This window comes from Natrarchaeobius versutus, assembly GCF_041205745.1.
GTDB classification, from domain to species: Archaea; Halobacteriota; Halobacteria; order Halobacteriales; family Natrialbaceae; genus Natrarchaeobius; species Natrarchaeobius versutus.
Genome location: NZ_JBGFCC010000012.1, coordinates 24,012 through 42,455, shown reverse-complemented (window position 1 = coordinate 42,455; position 18,444 = coordinate 24,012). Strand labels below are relative to the sequence as shown.

The following is an 18,444-nucleotide window of genomic DNA, read 5'->3' as shown; positions in this document are numbered from 1 at the left end:
CGGGATCCGGCGCGGCCGTAAAACACGTCGTCGTCTCGCCTCACGACGACTCGTCCTCGAGTACGAGATACTCGGTTATCACCGTCTCGATGGCGGCGACGATCGGTTCGGTTTCGGCGCCTTCGCCGAAGATGGCGATCTGGGCCTGTACCGACGCGATCGCCGCGAGGATCAACCCGGCGAACGCGTTGGAATCGACCGATCGAAACGGGCCCGCCTCGATCCCGTCGTCGATCGCGTTCGCAAAGTACTCGTGGCGAACCTGGTGATCGTACGTGATCACGTCTCGAGCACCCAATCGCGGGGGTCGTCGGCCTCTGCGCGGCGTTCGACCTTGTCCGTCAACTGATCCAGTCCGTACCTCCACAGCTCGCAAACCAGTCCCTGTTTCGTGTCGAAATAGTAGTGGACCAGCGACTGGCTCACACCCGCGGCGTCCGCGACGGCTTGCGTCGTGAACTCGGCGTAGCCTGCATCGACGAGTACGCAGTAGGCGGCATCGAGTATCTCCGGTTTCGTACCCCTGTCGACATCCATACCATTTGATTGAGTACTCGACCGATATATGTGGTTGGTTCCTATCGGAAAATAATGGATACCACCGGTGCACCTGATGCTCTCGATACCGTTCTCGAGTGTCGAGACGTCCCGGATACATCACTCGGAACACACAAACGGTCACCGTCGACGGTGCGCGGTCGTCTTCGACCGAAGATCCGATCCTTTCTTTAAGTACTTCTGGTCACAAGGAGTATATACGGCGGGAGCACGGTCGATTCTCGAGATCTTTTCGAACCGGATGACGACGTCGAACGGGATCTGAGCGCGTGATTCGTTCTCGTAGTCGCCCGTAATCGGTTCAGCCGCCGGAAATTGGCTTGGCAATCAGTAGTCCGCTCTGCTACCAGTAGTCCGCTCTGCTACCAGTAGTCCGCTCAGCCGCCGGTTACCGGCTTGGCCGCCAGTCAGCAACTCAGCCGTGATCTGCTCCCCTCCACGGCACTTGTTTCGGACCGCTTTTAGGTCCCTCTCGAGTAGTCGCCGCCATGCTCTCGGGGACGAGCGGCGCCGTCGTCCTCCTCGCTGTCGGAGCGATCGCCCTCTATGCGGGCGCGGAGTTGCTCGTCGCCGGCGCAGGGCGGCTCGCACTGGGGATCGGGCTCCGCGCGGCGACCGTCGGCGTGACGGTGATCGCGTTCGCGACGACTGCGCCCGAGCTGTTCGTCGCGACCATCGGCGCGCTCGACGTCTCGACGGACGTCGGACTCGGTGCCGTCCTGGGCTCGAACGTGGCGAACATCGGACTCGTCCTCGGCGCCGCGGCGCTCGTCAAACCGCTCTCGGTGACCGAACGGGTCATGCGACGCCACGTCCCGTTCATGGTGTTCGCTGCCGTCTTGCTCGTCGTCCTCGGCGCCGACGGCGTCATCGGCCGTCTCGAGGGAGTGATCTTCCTGCTCGTCCTGGCCGGATTCACGGCGTATCTGGTGTACTCCGTCGGTACGGACTCGGCGCCGATCACCGACGAACCCGCCGGCGGGGAGGGGATCCGGAGTCGGGACGTTGCGCTCGTCCTCGGCGGGTTACTCGCGCTCGTCCTCGGCTCGCGATGGCTCGTCGTCGGCGGGACGGATCTGCTCTCGGCGCTCGGGTTTTCGGAGCTGTTTATCGGGCTCACCGTGTTGGCGCTCGGTACCTCACTTCCCGAACTCGCGGCCTCCGTCGTCGGCGCCGCCCGCGGCGAGACGGCGTTTGCGATCGGCAACGTGGTCGGCTCGAACATCTACAACGTCCTCGCGGTCCTCGGTATCGTCGCGATCATCACCCCGATTTCGATCGCGCCCGAGACGCTCCGGTTCGAATTCCCCTTCCTGCTCGTCTTCACGCTCGTCCTCGTCGCGATGATGGGCTACGGTCGGCGCCTTTCGCGGATCGACGGGGCGATCCTCCTCGCCGGCTATGGCGTCTTCGTCTTCCTCCTATTGCCCTGATCCAGCGGCCTCGAGACGCCGTTGAAATCGCGCTGGACCATCTCAGCGAAAATCCGGCTATTTAACGCGGTCGGCCCCGGAGACCGGATATGAGCGCCATCGCGATCGTCGAGAGCAGGGCCGATCGGGCGTCGACGCACATATGCGATCGGCTTCGCGACCTCGAGTCCTGGACGGAGCTAACCGACGAGAGCCGCCCGGACGACGACGGAGGTGGGACCTACTACCGAACGGACGGGTTCGAACTTCGCTCGTTTGCGGACCGCCATCTCGACCTCGAGCGACCGGTCGAGGCGTTCGACTGCGATCCCGACGTGCTCGTCTTCGCCTCGCGCCACGCCGGCGACACCGGCCCGCTCCTGACGGGCCACTTCACGGGCAACGTCGGCCCGGCGGAGTACGGCGGCGACGATTTCGCCGTCGCCGAAGCCTGCCCGAACGCCCTCGTCCGCCTGCTCGAGGCGTTCGACGATCACGCTCCCGACGGCTACGGGGTCGGGATGGAGTGTACCCACCACGGCCCGACCGACGTCGGCTGTCCGTCGCTGTTCGCCGAACTGGGGAGCGACGACGAGCAGTGGGACGACCCCGAGGGCGCGGAGGCAGTCGCCCGTGCGATCCTCGAGCTTCGGGGCGTCTCGCCCCACGCCGAACCGATCGGGGTCGGGCCGACGGGCCGCGGGAATGGCGACACGATTTCGCGCCGGCAGGTCGTCGGCTTCGGCGGCAACCACTACGCACCCCGGTTCGAACGGATCGTCCGCGAGACGCCGTGGGCCGTTGGCCACGTCGTTCCCGACTGGGCGCTCAAGGAACTGGGCCACCCGTCGGCACACGTCGACGTCCTCGAGGCGGTCTTCGCGGCGAGCGAGACGGAACTCGCGGTGATCGACGACGACCGACCCGTCCTCGCGGAGACGATCGAGGGGATGGGATACCGGCTCGTCAGCGAGACCTGGCTTCGCGAGGTCGGCGATCGACCGCTCACGCTCGTCGAGGCGGTCGAAACCCACCTGGGCGCCATCGAGGACGGGACCCGCTTTGGCGAGCGAACCGCGTCCTCGATCGCGGTGATCGATCTCCCGACCGACCTCGTCGACGTTGCGGAGGGGATCGACGCCGAACAGGTGCGTGAGATCGTTGCGTCCCGCGTCGTCGCTTTTGCGACCGAAAACGGCGGCAGTCGCGTCGGCTCCCGCGTGGCGGTTCCCGAGGACGACACCGACTCGCGGGTCGCCATCGGAGAGGCCCTCGCGGACGTCCTCGCTTCGACGTTCGATTCCGTTACTGTCGAGGACGGTGCTGTCGTCACAGCGGAGACGGCGTTCGATCCGAAACTGGCCAGGGAGGCGGGCGTTTCGGAGGGCCCGGCGTTCGGCAAACTCGCGAACGGCGAGGCGGTCACCGTCGACGGCGAACGTATCACGCCCGAGAGCGTTCACGTCGATCGAACGCGTCGCTTCCAGCTGTGAAATGACACGAACCTGGTGGTAACCGTCAGATACCGGGTGGGGGTAGTGAGATATTGAATAGATATATTTCAAATACGTAATCGTACAATAATGTGTCAGACACGTGGCTGACGTGTAGGGGAAAGGTAATTATGCTTCGCCTTTTAGAAGGTCTCAAGAATGGACTCACTCATCGACGACGCCATCGACGAGGCCGAGGACGGAGAGCCGGCGGAGGCTCTCGAGGGCGGCCAGTCGGCGGACGAGTCAGCGAGCGGCCGAGAATCGGGGACGATGACCGACGAGGAACTCGAGGACGTTCTCCAGGACCTCCAGACCGACATCACGGTCGTCGGCTGTGGCGGCGCCGGTGGCAACACGATCGATCGGATGGACGAGGAGGGCATCCACGGCGCGAAACTCGTCGCCGCGAACACCGACGTCCAGCACTTAGTCGAGATCGAGGCCGACACGAAGATCCTCATGGGCGAGGAGAAAACCGGCGGCCGCGGCGCCGGCTCCCTGCCCCAAGTGGGCGAGGAAGCCGCCCTCGAGAGCCAACAGGACATCTACGACGCGATCGACGGCTCCGATATGGTGTTCGTCACGGCGGGGCTGGGCGGGGGAACCGGCACCGGTTCGGCTCCCGTCGTCGCCAAGGCCGCCCGCGAGGCCGGTGCGCTGACGATTTCGATCGTCACCACACCCTTTACGGCGGAAGGCGAGGTTCGCCGGACGAACGCCGAAGCGGGCCTAGAGCGCTTGCGCGACGTCTCCGATACGGTGATCGTCGTCCCGAACGACCGCCTGCTCGATTCGGTCGGCAAACTGCCGGTCCGCCAGGCGTTCAAAGTGAGCGACGAGGTGCTCATGCGGTCGGTGAAAGGTATCACCGAACTCATCACGAAACCCGGTCTCGTCAACTTAGACTTCGCCGACGTCCGCACCGTGATGGAACGGGGCGGCGTCGCCATGATCGGTCTCGGCGAATCCGACTCCGAGGCGAAAGCCGAGGATTCGGTGAAGACCGCGCTTCGCTCGCCGCTTCTGGACGTCGACATCTCCGGTGCGAGTTCCGCGCTCGTCAACGTCACCGGCGGCAACGACATGTCCATCGAAGAGGCGGAAGGCGTCGTCGAGGAGATCTACGATCGGATCGACCCCGACGCCCGCATCATCTGGGGGACCTCGATCGACGAGACCCTCGAGGGAAGCATGCGCACGATGATCGTCGTCACCGGCGTCCAGTCGCCCCAGATCTACGGCCGGCCGGACGGCGAGGCCGTCCAGCCGGAGATGGGCGACGACATCGACTTCGTCGACTGAGATTCGCGTTTAGAGTCCATTATCCCGCTACGGGATCGGCGTTTCTGCCGAGACGAACAGCACCACCTACGAGTACAGCGAGTGGTGGCGTCGTCTCGGTGTACCAGCCATCTCGGACAGTTTTCCCGATACATCGCTCTCACACCGGCTATCCATCTGGGATGTTCCCTGAATGATCGGGGGTCTCAGACGGATAGTCTGGTGAGAGCGGATTGTTCGGATCCATGTCGGCTATATTTTATGATGTCTCCGGAAGCCGTTAACACCCGTCTGTTCTCGAACGGAAATTGATCCCCAGTACCTTTAGCTGAATCGAGACGCTAAGCCCCCTTCCTCAGCGAGCGCCAGAGGCGCGAGCAGGGAGGGATACAGCGTCGCTCGTGTTTCTTGGATATCAGCCATACTGGGGGCAGACGAGAGGGATTTGTCTGTACTGGTGGAAGGTTATGGAAGTTACAAGGCTAAACCCCCAACTTCACAGTAGATGCGGCGCGACAGACTTGTTTTGCTTCGGTCGTCTTGACCATAGCCACCCTACCAGCAACAGCGCAAAGTAGGTTCGGCGTCTACTGTTTAGGGCGGGGAGTGTGTCAACTTCCAGCCAAGTTGTCCACATCTCGTCTCAGTAGTTCACCGTATTGAAGCCGAATCTCGCGGGCTTCGTCCAGAGTGACGTGCTCACGTCCGTCAATTTTCTGTGTGAGTGGCTCGTATTCCCGAACGTCGAATCCCATTCGCTCGAGGTAGGCAGAGAGCTCTGCTGATTCTCTACCATCGTGTATCGCTTCCTCGACGTAGTTAAGCACGGCATCGAACTCGGGGATCGTGATTCTCTCATCTGTCACTTCACCGGTGTTGCCTTCAATACGAACTTCCGTGTGATGGAGCAACTCCATTATGTCACCGACTTCCTCGCCCAGACGGAGAATCTGACTTGGAAGCGACGTGTCGGGTGCACGCCACTCGACGGTTGGCATCTCGTCACGTAATCTGACTGGTGTCCAAACGATATCTTGTGGGGAGAAACTGGCATCGATATCGTTTTCGGTGACGCCCTCTTTCATGGACGCCTGTTTGAACGAGTCAAAGAGCCGATCGAGTTGTCTCTCCCACTGTCCGACGGTATTGACGTAATCCCAAAGTTGACCGTGTAGGGGAAAATATTCATAACACTTCTTCCGGTAAATATATGCACGAGCACTGTTTGCAACTCGGTCCCCCTGGAAGTACGGAGAGGAATTGAGCAGACACAGTGCCGGATCGAGGCTGGCAAGTACGTTGAGTTGGTCTGTGACGTTTCGCTTCTCGAAATGTAGATGGGTCCCGGCACAATACTTCGCGTAGGCAAAGTTGTCGCCGAGTACACGCTTTTGTATCCGGCTTCGCTCGCTGGGTCGAACCTCGATTGGCCCACTGTTGATCGGAGTCCCGAGCGGCACGAGCATTTTGTCGAGTTCGTCGGCTTTGACGAGGAGATCATCTAGTAGTTCGACGAACGTCGATCTAAGTGCCGAATACGTCTCACATGGGGGAGTTTTCACCTCGAGTAGCGGATAAACGAACTCCTCCTCTACGTACTCCGAATACTCCGTGAGTTCCCCTGGGTCCGTGAGCGCGCCGTCCTCATCGACGACCCAATATTCTACTTCTATGCTCTTTTGCATTGATTTATTATCCTTCTGGCTATTACTCATGGTGGTTTCACTTTGTTCCTAATTGAGCAAGATTTCTTGGACTCTTTCGAGTGACTCCGCTATTTTGCCACCCCTGTAGCCGAAGATGTCCGAGTACCCGTCGGCTGACATCAAGATCGGATGGAACGGGTCATCTGCGATCAGTTCCTGTTCGTCGACGCTTGCATAGGCCGTTCCCGCTGGGACCGATTCGAAATTCGTGACGTAAATCTCGTAGGATATCCCGGGAGGCTTTCGAATCGGGTCGGCCATATGGAAGAAATCCGGATCTGCAGTGGGTGGCTCACCAGGCAGGGCATCCACCAGCTTGAGAAATGCACAGGCTTGGTTTTCAGCAGCTACAGCCGCTTCCTCTGTGCCCTGGGGGCCGACCTCGATCTCGATGGAGAGCCCGCAGGAAGTGATCGCTCCCTCGTTTACTCCCCAATGGTCGACGACGTGTGGGACGGGCATCTGCGCTGCAAGATCGAACTGACGGGGCTGAGAACGATGGATGAGTGCAAACGGCGTTGGCTGTGAGTGAGTACCGTGTAGTGAGAGTGTTGTGCGGTCCTGAATCAACTCACGAAGGTGCACAGCAAGTTGCTCCTCGCGATCTCCGGCTGGGTTGCCAGGGAATGCGCGATTGAGGTCCGAATCCAGATACCGTTCACCGGCGTTGACTGCGGCTGGATTGGCGACGACAAACGCGACTCCCCGCTCGAGGTCGAGGTCTGCCTCCCGCAAACGGCGTACAGCACGGACGCCGCCGGTCTCGTCGCCGTGGATGCCACTGACAACCACGATCTCCGGCTCTCCCGGACCCCGAATGGTCACATCGAGTGGAGTAGTTTCATTTTTCAAGTTCTTCCCTCGAGTTGAAGGGATACACCCCGATGCCGTTAAAGTTCTGTCTCTTGGACTACTCTAGTAACCTTCATTTATCCCAAAATACAAATCACATTACATATGTCTTGAAGCAATCTCGGTTGTACGCTGGTATAGACTCGAGACGAAGTTGATACTCGAAGTCAACAGCAGAGCGCCTCAGTCGTCGGCTGCCGCCGTCTCGCCGCCTTCGGCCTCGAGGTCGCCCTCGATGCTCGGCGGGTAGACGCCGCGCTCGAGTTTCAGATCCGAAAGCGGGCGGGCCATGCAGGTCAGCGCGTAGTTCTCGGCTTCCTCCTCGGTGAGCCCGCGAGCGGCGGGCTGGGTGACCTCTCCCTCGAGAATCTCGGCCGAACAGGCCAGACACATCCCGACCCGACAGGAGTATTCTTGGGCGATACCCTCCTCGAGACACCGGCTTAAGATCGTCTCCTTTTCGGAACAGGTGATCGTCTCCCCCGTCCCGACGAACTCGATGGTGTACTCCGTCATGCGAGTCGCTACGGAAGACCGGACTAAAACTCTTTATTACGGATCTGTCCCGTCGGATACGACGAAAGTCCGGGCGGCGGACGCGTCTTCGGCCGGTTCCGAACCGCGTGGGGCCTCGTCGGTCGGGTGATCGATCGACTCCCTCGAGTCGCCGTCGTTCGGTCGGTCTCGGCGATGGCCATTTTTCCGACAATCACCAGTAATTATATTATTCTACAGGGAGACTGTCACGATGGAAGCCACGCGCTCCAATTATTGGACGCGGGGGCATGCGTACGAAATGCCCCGGGTGGTAGGACACCCGAGACGTGTGGCTTCCAAGCGCGAACTTGGGTGCCATGTTTCCATTACTGCCACCGAGACAAAAAGCTCTCGCACGACCGAATCGTATCACCACCGACCGACAGCCGTCGCTCGAGGGGGAGCCTCGATGAGTTTCCAGCGCGACGCCTCGAGTCGCGATCAGCCGAACGCGACGGATTCCACTCACGCACGGACGGACTCCGATCACGCACCGACGGATTCCGATCACACATCAGCGGACTCCGATCACGCACCGACGGATTCCGATCACGCGAGGCCGGCGATCTGTGACCGGTGTGACGACCCGATTCGCGAGGATCGGGTAATCCACATCTCGAGCGAGCCGTGTGCCGAACTCGCCGATCGGTACCGGCCGACCACCGAGACGTACTGTCCCGATTGTGTCGCCGCGATCGGCATGCTCGCGTTCGTGGTGGATACCAACTCGCCGCCAGGGACGGAGGTGTCTCGTCAGGGAACCCGGTGAGTACGTCGCCGACTCGAGTTCGCCCTGACGAACGGACTCGAGTCGCCGGGACGGGAGTGTCCCGTTGTTCGTCGGTCGCTCGGGTTCGGAAGCCAGTGTTCCGTCTCCGGACAGGGGTGGGGCCGATGGCATCCGATCACCGTCTTTCACGATATGGTGGTATCTATTCGAACGTACTCGGATAGAGAGCTACGGTGACGGCCGTTCAGATATTATAAATATACTATATCGATCTCTCGAGTTGCCGAAATACGTGATCCGAAACGATGGCGGTGGGCATGGGACGTACAGTCGGCGGAACTATTTGGTCTCGACGGGCGTTGCGGCGACCGCGGGTCTCGCGGGCTGTATCACTGGCGCGAGTGATGGCGAATTCCCGAACGAGTCGATCGAGGTTATCGTTCCGTTCGGGGAAGGAAGCAGCACGGACGTACTCGCGAGACAGATCGTCCCGCTGATCGGCGAGCAGTTGGGCGTCGATGCCGGCGTCCGGAACGTTCCCGGTTCGGCTTCTCTCCGAGGGACACAGGAGGCGATCAACGCCGATCCGGACGGTCATACGCTGTTGATGTTCAATCCGCCATCCACACCGACTTCGTATCTGATCAACGAACCGGATTTCGACATTCAGGAACTGGAAGGAGTCGGGACGTATGCAGTCGCCTCGCTCCTGTTGGTCGCGAATCCGGACTACGGCGTCGAACCGGGTGTAGAAGATCTCATCAGTCGGTACGAAGCCGGGGAGATGAGCCAGTGGGCGGGACAGGTCGAAGGAAGCTTCTATCACGTCGTTTCGCTGTTCCTCCGCGAAAACATGGACGTCCCGTGGGAGACGTACGTCGGATACGACGGCAACGGTCCAGCCACCGAGTCCGTGGTCTCCGACGAGAATCCGGCCGGAGTCTCCTCGGCTGCGGCGACGGTGAGTTTCACCGACGACGACCGCCTGGACGTGCTCGCAACGCTTGCGAGTTTCGGCGACCCGGCGTACCCCGACGTTCCGGCGATTACGGATCTCGGCTACGACAACGTCGATTTCCTGACCGGACTGACGCGGTGTCTCTGGGCGCCGCCGGGGACGCCGGACGACGTCCTCGATGAACTGACCGCCGCAGTCGAAGGAATGGTCCAGAGCGACGAAATGCAACAGTACGCCGAGGAAAACGGTGTCAACCTCCAGTACGAGGGGAGGGAGTTCGCAAACGACGTGCTGGACAACGTCGTCGAGGAGGTCCCGGCGAACCTCGATATGGATGCGATCCGGGAACAGGCACTCGACTGACCTCGAACGAGATACCTGGTTCGAATAACGACATCGTATGGCGCTACTACGTAGATTTACTGCCGCTCTCGTCGCGTTGAAACAGTTCGAGGAATACGTCCTCGCCGGACTCTTCTTCGTCGTCGGCTGTTATGCGTACATCGACGCTCGGTCGTGGGGATTTGCCGCCGGAACGTGGCCTCGACTCACTTCCGGTGTCGTGATCGTTCTGTCGGCTCTCGTCCTGTTACAGGACGTTCTCCCCCGGTCCATCCGATCGCTGATATCCGACGGCGACACGATGTTCAGTCGACGGCAGAAGGAGGCAGTCGGTGACGACACTCCGTCCACCGACCACGACGAACCGGCCGATGCTGACGACGAACCAATTTCGCCGGCCGTCACGACGGCACTGTTCACCGTCGGGTTCGCCGTACTGGGCTATCTCGTCGGGTTCCTGTGGGCGACGCCGGCGTTCGTACTCGCGTACGGCTACTGGAACCGAATCGACTGGTCGAAATCGGCCGTCCTCGCGATCGTTGGATTCGCAATCGCGTACGGGTTTTCGCTCGTTCTCGGCGTCCCCATCCACGAGGGCGTACTCACGGAAGGGATCGTTCCGTGAGCCAGCTCGCCGCAGCCCTCGAGGGGCTCGCGACGCTGTTTACCTGGCCGGTTTTCTGGTGGATGATCGTCGGTGTCCTGGTCGGTATCGTCGCCGGTGCACTCCCCGGGATCGGAGCGGGTCTCGGAATGGCCATTATTCTTCCGTTGACGTTACCGCTCGACGGAACTTCGGGGCTCGTGTTTCTGATCGGCGTCTACAGCGGCGCGATGTACGGTGGGAGTATCTCCGCGATCTTGATCAACACTCCGGGGACGGGTGGGTCCGCGGCGACGACGCTCGACGGCTATCCGATGTCCAGGGCCGGGCTCGCGAAAAATGCGACCGCGATTTCGGTGACCGCCTCGGTTCTCGGCGGCTCGGTCGGATTGCTCACGCTCTTAGTGTTACTTCCTGTCCTCGTCGAGGTAATTCTCGCGTTTCAGTCGCCGGAATACTTCATGGTCGCCGTCGTCGGACTGGCGTTGATTCCGATCGTCGCGCAGGGTTCGTTGTTCAAGGGGCTACTCTCCGGCGCACTCGGACTTCTCATCGCCACCGTTGGCATCGCGCCGATGCAGTTTCAGTCTCGGTACACGTTCGACACGCTCGCGCTCGACAACGGGATCAGCTACATCGCGGCGCTGATCGGACTGTTTGCCATCGCCGAGATGATAACCCTCTCGAAGGAATCGGGCGGGATCGCACGGGAAGGAATCGACGCCCGGTCGGGGAGCGTTCTCGATGGAATTCGTACGGCCGTCTCGAAACCGGTGACGGTGATCAAATCGGCGTACATCGGGATGGCCGTCGGTGCGATCCCCGGCGGCGGATCGACGATCGCGAACTTCGTCGCGTACAGCGAGGCTGTCCGCGCGTCGAAAGACGGGGACGGACCGGAGTTCGGTGAGGGTAACCCGACCGGCGTGGTCGCGACCGAGGCGTCCAACAACGGTAGTATCGGTGGGTCGATTCTCCCGACCATCGCGTTCGGAATCCCCGGGAGTTCGGCCACCGCCGTCTTGCTCGCAGGCTTGTTGCTCCACGGTCTCAGACCCGGTCCGAGCCTGTTCGGGGCGGACGCACACATCACGTACGCGATGTTGCTGTCGGTTCTCGTCGGCAACCTGGTCATTCTCTTCGTCGGCCTGGTGATCGTCACCCGCGCGAGCCTGATCACGAAGCTCTCGAGCGAGACGATAATTCCGATGGTAATCGTCCTCGCGATGCTCGGCGGCATCTCCTTTCGGAACAACTGGATCGACGTGATCACGATCGTCGTCCTCGGTCTGCTCGGATACGTGATGATCCGGAACGATTACTCCGTCATCGCGTTCGTTCTCGGAATCATTCTCGGGCCGATCGCGGAGGAAAACCTCGTCCGGTCGTTACAGATCTCTGAGGGGTCGTTCGCGATATTCGTAGCCCGGCCGATTTCGCTGCTGTTATTCGCCGCATTCGTCGCGATACTCCTCGTCCCCCTCCTCTCGAGCGCCCGTACGGAGTCGACAGGTGAGTCGAACGACCCAGAATCCAGCCGATCGAAGCGATAGTGAGGCGTCGGCCTTCGAATTCCGTGCTTTCGGATCGGATGTCGCCGAGTTATCGTCGTCGCTGAAACGGATCTTCCAGTCACACTTAAATTACGTCTAGCGAACACGCAACGACGGCGCTTTTCCTCGATCTTTCGTACTATCACCGATCGGTGCCGGCCGATCACTGGTATCGACTGTCCCGATTGTGTCGCCGCGATCGGCATGCTCGCGTTCGTAGCGGAGACCAACTCGCCGCCGGACGCCGGCCGAAACTAACAACACCGCAACCATTTTATGCTGGCTATCCGACGAGTCGACGTATGCAGTCCTCGCACTCGCGGGTCCTCCGAACCGCGTACGATCGATACGGACCCGGCACGAATCGACGCGACGTCGGTGCGGGCTACGCGGCGGTGCTCGCGGCCGTCGTCGCAACGGCGCTGTACGTCGCGTCGGTCGCCGCTATCAGATCCGACGCGATCGGTCTCGACCGAACGGTCTACTTCGCCGAACTCGAGTTCCACTGGGTCGTACACTCCGTGGCAGTCGGTCTGGTGTTCGTCGTGCCGGCGGCGTTTCTCGTCGGGTTCGCCGGATGGAACGTGTTGCCCTCGCGGACGACGCTCACCGGCGCAGCACTCGGCGCGTTCGGAACGATCGCCACGTACGTCGTAGTGTTCGTCCTGCTGGCGCTCGCCGTGGCGTTCTACGCGCCGTTCGCCGCGTCTGCCGAAGGGGCGTCGACCGGCATCGTCCTCTGGGACGCTCTCGAGGTCGCGTTCCTGTCCGTCGTCGTCGGGTTCGTTCTCACGTGGTGGGCGACCGTTCCGATCGGCTGTCTCACGGGACTGGTGTACGCGAACCGTACCGGGGCGGCCGACTGACGGCTTTCCTTCAGCGTCACTCTCGGAGTTACGACAGACATGCACTCGAACGCCGAATCCAAACCGAGAACCGACGAGCGCAAATCGACACTCGAGCGGGCCTGGATCCTGTCGCTCGTGATCGGACCGTTCGTGGTTCTCCACGGGCTCTCGAGGGGAAGCGGGGCGACCGTTGTCGGCGGTGGACTCACCTGCGGTCTCGGACTCATCGGGCTCTGGTCGGCCGCCTCGCCGCGCTTCGAGCGGTGAGCGAACGCACACTCGCTCGAGTTCAAACTGGCCGCCGCAATCGTCTTTCTCGTCTTCGCTTACCAGATCTGGGTGAGTACCTGACACCGACGCGCTCGAGTTCTCGAGGGCGGGATGCGAACGGGATTCGACCCGGAACGCGATCGGGGCGTCGTGACCGCCCGCGACCGTCCCGCGGCGAACCCGTGGTGTTCTTCCGATTGGCGTCTCCCCTGGGTATCCCGTTCGTTCGCACCCGGGCCAGTACGCGTATTTGATCGGTCTCCGACACGAAATCCGCCCAGACAGAAGGCTTATCCCTCAGCTTTACAGTCCAGATCCCATGACTCTCAGCCGTCGTCAACTGCTCCAGTGTGTCGGCGCCGGAGTTTCGGTGGGTGTGGTCGGGAACTCGGTGTCGGCGTCGCCACCGGCATCGACGTCGACGACGGACACTCGCAGGGTGTTCGTCCACCCGCAAAACGGACTGCTCGGTGACCTCCTCGGTGTCGTCGAGGCCGCCGGCGGCCGGACACTCCTCGAGTACGATAACTTCGAGTTCGTCGTCGTGGAGGTGCCGTCGAACCGACTCGAGGACCTCGTCGACGCGCCGGCCGTCGCGTTCGTCGAGGACGACGACGAGACGGGGATTCCCGACGGCTGGTCGCCCTCGCTTCTCGACATCTTGTTGCCGCCGGACCGGTCGGACTGTTCGACCCATCCCGACCAGCGGGCGTCCTGGGGCCTCGAGCGGATCGGTGCCGACGAGGTCGACGCGGACGGCGCCGGCGTGAATATCGGGGTTCTCGATACGGGGATCCAGACCGACCACTGTAGCCTCGAGGTTGCTGGCGGCCGGAACGTCACGACGTCCGGGTTGCCCGACGATTACGAGGACGGCCACGGACACGGGACTCACGTCGCCGGCATCGCCGCCGCGGTGGACAACGACCTCGGCGTGGTCGGAACGGCACCGAACGCGAATCTCCACGCGGTGAAAGTACTCGACGACGACGGCCAGGGTCGATACAGTGAACTCATCGCCGGCATCGACTGGTGTCTGTCCAACGACATCGAGATCATCTCGATGAGCCTTGGCGGCACCGAAGAGAGCGCGACGCTAGCCGAAGCGATCGAGGAAGCTCACGCCGCCGGCCACTTGCTGCTCTCGGCGGCCGGAAACGAGGGGAACCCGGGAGACGGCTCCTGTGAGGCGGAGACGATGACCTATCCGGCGACCCACGAGAACGTTCTCGCGGTCGCGGCGATGAACGAAGACGACCGGCTGGCGTCCTACAGCAGCGTCGGCGACGCCGTCGACCTCCTGGCCCCGGGGACGGACGTCAATTCGACGTTCGTCGGCAACGAGTACGCCGAAGCCAGCGGGACGAGCATGGCCTGTCCGTTCGTCGCCGGCGTCGCCGCGCTGGTCTGGGAGCGCCATGACGAGGACGGACCCGGGCCGAACGAGGCAGTTCGGCGAACGCTCACCGAGACGGCGGAGCCGGTCCTCGAGACCTGCGAGGAAGGCCACGGGCTCGTCGACGCCCGAGCGGCGCTCGAGGCGGAGACGGACGGCGACGGCTCACCCACGGACGACGACTCACTCGCGTCCGACGGCCAAGACGGCGGGCTCACGGATGGCGGACGGGACGATGGACTCATCGGCCGGGCCGGATCGGCGCTCGAGTGGGTTTCGGACGCGATCACGAGCGTTCTCGAGTGGATTCGCGGACTGGGGCGGTAGCTGAGGGTCCGAATCATTATCAGCCTCCGTGTGTGCTATGTCGTATGCTTCGGAGGCGACTCCTCGCCGCGTGCGGCCCTGCTGTGGGGGCCTCTCTCGCCGGTTGTACTGCGATATTGCCCGGATCCGGTGTCGAGCCCATGGACCGACCGCGCTGGCCCGAGGAGCCGACGTCCGAAGCGATCGCCGCCTACGCCGCTCGCGATCACGAGGTGGCCGAACACAACCGGTCGCTCGAGGAGACCGACGGCACGCTCGAGGAACTCCACTACGGTTGTTCGAGCGTCTACGAGGCCGAGACCGGCGACGGGCACGTCGTGTTGTCCGAGTGCGTCTCCAGTTCGACCGTCGACCCCGGTCCGTTCCAGAACTCAGTCGCGAGCCACGGCGTGGTGACGACGAGCGCACTCCTCGCGGACGAAACCGGCGTGGTTCGAGCCGGGATCGACCGCGACGACCGTCTCGAGGGCGCCGAGGCTCCTTACTCGACTCGCGGATTCCTCCTCGTCAACTTCACGGACGAACCGGTGCGGGCCACGATCGACGTCGCCACCGACGGCTCGTCCGTCTTCGAGGAAACCTACGACGTCGAGACACGGACGGGAGTCGGTGAAAATCGCGTCGTAACGACCCCCGACAGCTACGACGTGACCGTACGGATTGGCGATACGGAAACGCAAGCGGCGTGGAACGTCTCCGAGGCGGCTCGCGATCCGATCGTCCTCGCGGAGACGACCACGCTCGACCTCGCGCTCGGTCTCTACGTGCTCCCCGATGGCGCGGTCGAGATCCACAACCTCCCCGCCGAACGACCCACCGCGTGAGCAACGGTCATGGTCGAACGTTTCCGGCGGCTATAGCCCGGCGACGTCCTCGATGGCGTCGGTCAGTTTCTCGATCGACTCGAGGTCGTGTTCGCCCATGTCGGCCCACCTTTTGCGCTGCGGACCGCCTGCGGCGCCCCTCGGCAAAATCTGGACCAAAAGCACTCCTCTTTCCGTTTCGGGTGCTGTGAACCCTCCACATCAGTCGTCGGCCCGCTCACTCACTTTCGTTCGTTCGCGGCCGAACGCCCTCGACAGAGACTATAATTCGGTGACGTCCTCGATAGTGACTACAGGTCGGCGACGTCCTCGATGGCGTCGGTCAATTCCTCGATCGACTCGAGGTCGTGTTCGCCCATGTGTCCGATACGGAACGTCTTCTCGCCGAGTGCGGAGCCGTAGCCATTGGAGAAGACCATCTCGTACTCCTCGCTGACGGCGTCGATGGTTTCGGCGACGTCGATCCCCTGCGTGTTCTCGATACAGCTCACGGTCTGGGATTCGTACCCTTCCTCGGGGAACATATCGAAGTGCTCGCGAGCCCACTCGCGGGTGTACTCGGCCATCTCGCGGTGGCGTTCGTTTCGGGCGTCGTGGCCCTCGGAGAGCATGTACTTCATCTGCTTGCGGTAGGCGAGCATGACCGGAATGGCGGGCGTCGAGTGGGTCTGGCCCTTCCGATCGTAGTAGTCGAGCGTGCGCTGGAAACCGCCGTACCACGAGGCCGACTCGGACTCGAGTTCGCGTTCGTAGGCGTCCTCGCTGACGACGCAGACCGCCAGTCCCGGCGGCATCGCGAAGGCCTTCTGGACGGAAGTGAAGATGACGTCGATGTTGTGCTCGTCGATGTCGACGTAGTCACCGCCGAGCGCGGAGACGGCGTCGACGACGAAGTAGGTGTCCGGATACTCGGCGACGACGTCGCCGATTTCCTCGACGGGATTGCGGACGCCGGTCGAGGACTCGTTCATCACGCAGGTGACGACGTCGTAGTCGGTGTCACTTCGCTCGAGCACCTCGCGGACGTCGCCGGGTTTGACCGCCTGGCCCCACTCGTACTCGAGGGTGTCGACGTCCTTCCCGAGGCGTTCGGCGACATTGGCTTGGCGTTCGCTGAAGCTCCCACAGGTCGTCACGAGGAGGTTCTCGTCGACGAGATTCAGGATCGAACTCTCCATGAACTCCGTGCCGGAGCCGGTGAGGACGATGACGTCGTTGTCGGTGCCGAGGAACTCTTTCGTGTCCTCGACGATGGTCGTATAGAGGTCGGTCATCCGGTCCATTCGGTGGCCGAACATCGGCTGGCTCATCTCCGCGATGACGTCCTCGCGGACCTCCGTCGGGCCCGGAATGTACAGCGTCTTGTCGGGATAGTCGTCTCTGTATTCGCGTTTCTCGGTCACGTGGCTCACCTGAGTACAGCGTACTGGGTTGCGAGGCGGTATGGTAGTTTTGATGCCCGCCGGAGAACGGACGAGCCGATTTGGCCGGTTCGGATGGCCGGCACTCGAGCGCCGGTGAACGTTCCGTTCGCCGCCGAACTGAACTCGGTGGCGGGAACTGCGGTCAGTCGGCGGTCGGCGTCCCACAGCGACGCTCGGTGGCTGTCGACGCGACGAACACGTTGCCGTCGCCGTCGACGGCAACTCCGTGGTCGGCACACGGGTCCCCGTTTACGACGCCCGAGACCGGTGGTCTCGAGGGGCCGTAGCCGACGACCGGTCCGGCCGTTTTCCAGAGGGCGTCGATCTTACAGAGCGCGAATCCGACGAGAATCAGCGCGAAGCCGGCGATCGTCGCGAACGTGATCGCTTCCCCGAGAACCGCCCAGCCGACCACGGCGGCGACGATCGGCGTCGCGTAGTTGATCAGGCTGACTTCGGTCGCCCCCACCCGCTCGAGTAAGAGGAAATAAAGCAGGAAGCCGCCGCCGGTCGAGACGATCCCGAGGTACGCGATCGCGCCGATCGTCGCCGGCGTCGCGGCCGAAACGTTCGCGAGACGCTCGCCGGGGTGGACGTGGCTCAGCGCGTGCAAGAGACCGGCACCGACGGCCATCGCCCACGCCTGTAGCGAGACGATCGGGAGCGTTCCCCCCGTGCGCTCTATGATCACGGAGCCGATCGCAAACGAGAGCGCGGCCGCGAGCAACAGTCCGATGCCGAGTGCTTGTCCGTCCAGGGAGCCACCCGCGGTGGCGATGACGACGATTCCCGCGAGTCCGACGAGCACTCCGAAGACGGCCGGCGCGCGAACCCGGGCCCGTGGTAACACTGCGAGTGCGAGCGGCGGCGTCAGGATGGGGATCAGGCTCATCACGATGGCCGACACGGCACTCGAGACGTACGACTGGCCGAGAAAGAGGAAGGCAAAGTGTGCACCGACGAGCAAGCCGCCGCCGACACCGATCGCGATCCAGTCCGCGTTCGTTCGTGGTCGCCACTCGAGGCCCGTCGCGAGGACGATCGCGGCGAAGACGACCGCGGCGACGTCGAAGCGCAACGCGGCAAAGAGGATCGGCGGGAGCGATTCGAGGCCGACCTCGATCGCCGTAAACGCCGTTCCCCAGGCGACCGCGAGCGCGACGAAGAGGAAAACGTCTCTGTTCACATTCATTTACACTACTACGGTATCCCGGGTACTTGTGTGTTGATATTCGGCCTTAGCGGGCGTGTGTGTCCCAAATTCAAAGAGGAATGTTACCGTGGGGCGCGGTTTGTTTGGGTGTGTTACTCAGTGAACCGATATAG

The 18,444-nt window shown here is 62.4% G+C and carries 18 protein-coding genes; 11 read left to right on the top strand and 7 right to left on the bottom strand.

Annotated features, from left to right (window positions below; all coding sequences use genetic code 11):
• Positions 1 to 40: 40 nt before the first annotated feature.
• Together AB7C87_RS21890 and AB7C87_RS21885 are read right to left on the bottom strand one after the other, a co-directional pair.
• Positions 41 to 283, bottom strand: a complete 243-nt coding sequence (locus AB7C87_RS21890; RefSeq protein ID WP_369731647.1) for a hypothetical protein — start codon at positions 281 to 283, stop codon at positions 41 to 43.
• On the bottom strand, positions 280 to 537 hold the full coding sequence (locus AB7C87_RS21885) for a TetR/AcrR family transcriptional regulator (protein WP_369731646.1): 258 nt from the start codon (positions 535 to 537) through the stop codon (positions 280 to 282). Before AB7C87_RS21885 ends, AB7C87_RS21890 begins: the two co-directional genes overlap by 4 nt.
• A 509-nt stretch (positions 538 to 1,046) precedes the next feature.
• Between AB7C87_RS21885 and AB7C87_RS21880 the strand changes: the two genes are divergently transcribed.
• The 3 genes from AB7C87_RS21880 to ftsZ all read left to right on the top strand — a co-directional run bounded on the left by AB7C87_RS21880 (position 1,047) and on the right by ftsZ (position 4,768).
• Positions 1,047 to 1,991, top strand: coding sequence for a calcium/sodium antiporter (locus AB7C87_RS21880; RefSeq protein WP_369731645.1), 945 nt, complete (start codon positions 1,047 to 1,049; stop codon positions 1,989 to 1,991).
• Positions 1,992 to 2,080: 89 nt separating this feature from the next.
• Complete coding sequence (locus AB7C87_RS21875) at positions 2,081 to 3,463, top strand: D-aminoacyl-tRNA deacylase (protein WP_369731644.1); 1,383 nt, start codon at positions 2,081 to 2,083, stop codon at positions 3,461 to 3,463.
• Positions 3,464 to 3,622: 159 nt separating this feature from the next.
• Complete coding sequence (gene ftsZ / locus AB7C87_RS21870) at positions 3,623 to 4,768, top strand: cell division protein FtsZ (protein WP_369731643.1); 1,146 nt, start codon at positions 3,623 to 3,625, stop codon at positions 4,766 to 4,768.
• A gap of 590 nt (positions 4,769 to 5,358) precedes the next feature.
• Here ftsZ and AB7C87_RS21865 read toward each other — a convergent pair.
• The 3 genes from AB7C87_RS21865 to AB7C87_RS21855 form a co-directional block, all read right to left on the bottom strand.
• Positions 5,359 to 6,432 (bottom strand): glutamate-cysteine ligase family protein, encoded by a 1,074-nt coding sequence (locus AB7C87_RS21865; RefSeq protein WP_369731764.1) that lies wholly within the window; start codon positions 6,430 to 6,432, stop codon positions 5,359 to 5,361.
• 48 nt (positions 6,433 to 6,480) lie between these two features.
• Complete coding sequence (locus tag AB7C87_RS21860) at positions 6,481 to 7,245, bottom strand: M14 family metallopeptidase (RefSeq protein WP_369731642.1); 765 nt, start codon at positions 7,243 to 7,245, stop codon at positions 6,481 to 6,483.
• 243 nt (positions 7,246 to 7,488) lie between these two features.
• Entirely contained in the window at positions 7,489 to 7,821 is a 333-nt protein-coding gene (locus AB7C87_RS21855) for a 2Fe-2S iron-sulfur cluster-binding protein (protein WP_369731641.1), read from the bottom strand.
• A 430-nt stretch (positions 7,822 to 8,251) separates the two neighbouring features.
• On the opposite strand from AB7C87_RS21855, the gene AB7C87_RS21850 reads away from it, so the two are divergent.
• The 8 genes from AB7C87_RS21850 to AB7C87_RS21815 all read left to right on the top strand — a co-directional run bounded on the left by AB7C87_RS21850 (position 8,252) and on the right by AB7C87_RS21815 (position 15,694).
• Positions 8,252 to 8,611 carry a hypothetical protein gene (locus tag AB7C87_RS21850; RefSeq protein WP_369731640.1) on the top strand — a complete coding sequence of 120 codons (360 nt, stop codon included), beginning with the start codon at positions 8,252 to 8,254 and terminating at the stop codon, positions 8,609 to 8,611.
• 304 nt (positions 8,612 to 8,915) lie between these two features.
• Positions 8,916 to 9,893: a Bug family tripartite tricarboxylate transporter substrate binding protein gene (locus AB7C87_RS21845; RefSeq protein WP_369731639.1), complete on the top strand. Its 978-nt coding sequence runs from the start codon at positions 8,916 to 8,918 to the stop codon at positions 9,891 to 9,893.
• A gap of 37 nt (positions 9,894 to 9,930) precedes the next feature.
• Positions 9,931 to 10,497 (top strand): tripartite tricarboxylate transporter TctB family protein, encoded by a 567-nt coding sequence (locus AB7C87_RS21840; RefSeq protein WP_369731638.1) that lies wholly within the window; start codon positions 9,931 to 9,933, stop codon positions 10,495 to 10,497.
• The gene (locus AB7C87_RS21835; RefSeq protein ID WP_369731637.1) at positions 10,494 to 12,029 is read left to right on the top strand and encodes a tripartite tricarboxylate transporter permease; all 1,536 of its coding nucleotides are present in this window, start codon (positions 10,494 to 10,496) and stop codon (positions 12,027 to 12,029) included. Before AB7C87_RS21840 ends, AB7C87_RS21835 begins: the two co-directional genes overlap by 4 nt.
• Before the next feature lie 302 nt (positions 12,030 to 12,331).
• On the top strand, positions 12,332 to 12,895 hold the full coding sequence (locus AB7C87_RS21830) for a hypothetical protein (protein ID WP_369731636.1): 564 nt from the start codon (positions 12,332 to 12,334) through the stop codon (positions 12,893 to 12,895).
• 39 nt (positions 12,896 to 12,934) lie between these two features.
• A complete protein-coding gene (locus AB7C87_RS21825) occupies positions 12,935 to 13,144 on the top strand; it encodes a hypothetical protein (RefSeq protein WP_369731635.1) in 210 nt (69 codons plus the stop codon).
• Between the two features lie 322 nt (positions 13,145 to 13,466).
• Complete coding sequence (locus AB7C87_RS21820; RefSeq protein ID WP_369731634.1) at positions 13,467 to 14,870, top strand: S8 family peptidase; 1,404 nt, start codon at positions 13,467 to 13,469, stop codon at positions 14,868 to 14,870.
• Positions 14,871 to 15,010: 140 nt separating this feature from the next.
• Positions 15,011 to 15,694, top strand: a complete 684-nt coding sequence (locus AB7C87_RS21815) for an Ig-like domain-containing protein (RefSeq protein WP_369731633.1) — start codon at positions 15,011 to 15,013, stop codon at positions 15,692 to 15,694.
• A gap of 290 nt (positions 15,695 to 15,984) precedes the next feature.
• Here the strand turns inward: AB7C87_RS21815 and AB7C87_RS21810 are convergent, their stop codons facing one another.
• Together AB7C87_RS21810 and AB7C87_RS21805 are read right to left on the bottom strand one after the other, a co-directional pair.
• On the bottom strand, positions 15,985 to 17,097 hold the full coding sequence (locus tag AB7C87_RS21810) for a pyridoxal-phosphate-dependent aminotransferase family protein (RefSeq protein ID WP_369731632.1): 1,113 nt from the start codon (positions 17,095 to 17,097) through the stop codon (positions 15,985 to 15,987).
• Between the two features lie 163 nt (positions 17,098 to 17,260).
• Entirely contained in the window at positions 17,261 to 18,310 is a 1,050-nt protein-coding gene (locus tag AB7C87_RS21805; RefSeq protein WP_369731631.1) for a DMT family transporter, read from the bottom strand.
• Positions 18,311 to 18,444: the final 134 nt, after the last annotated feature.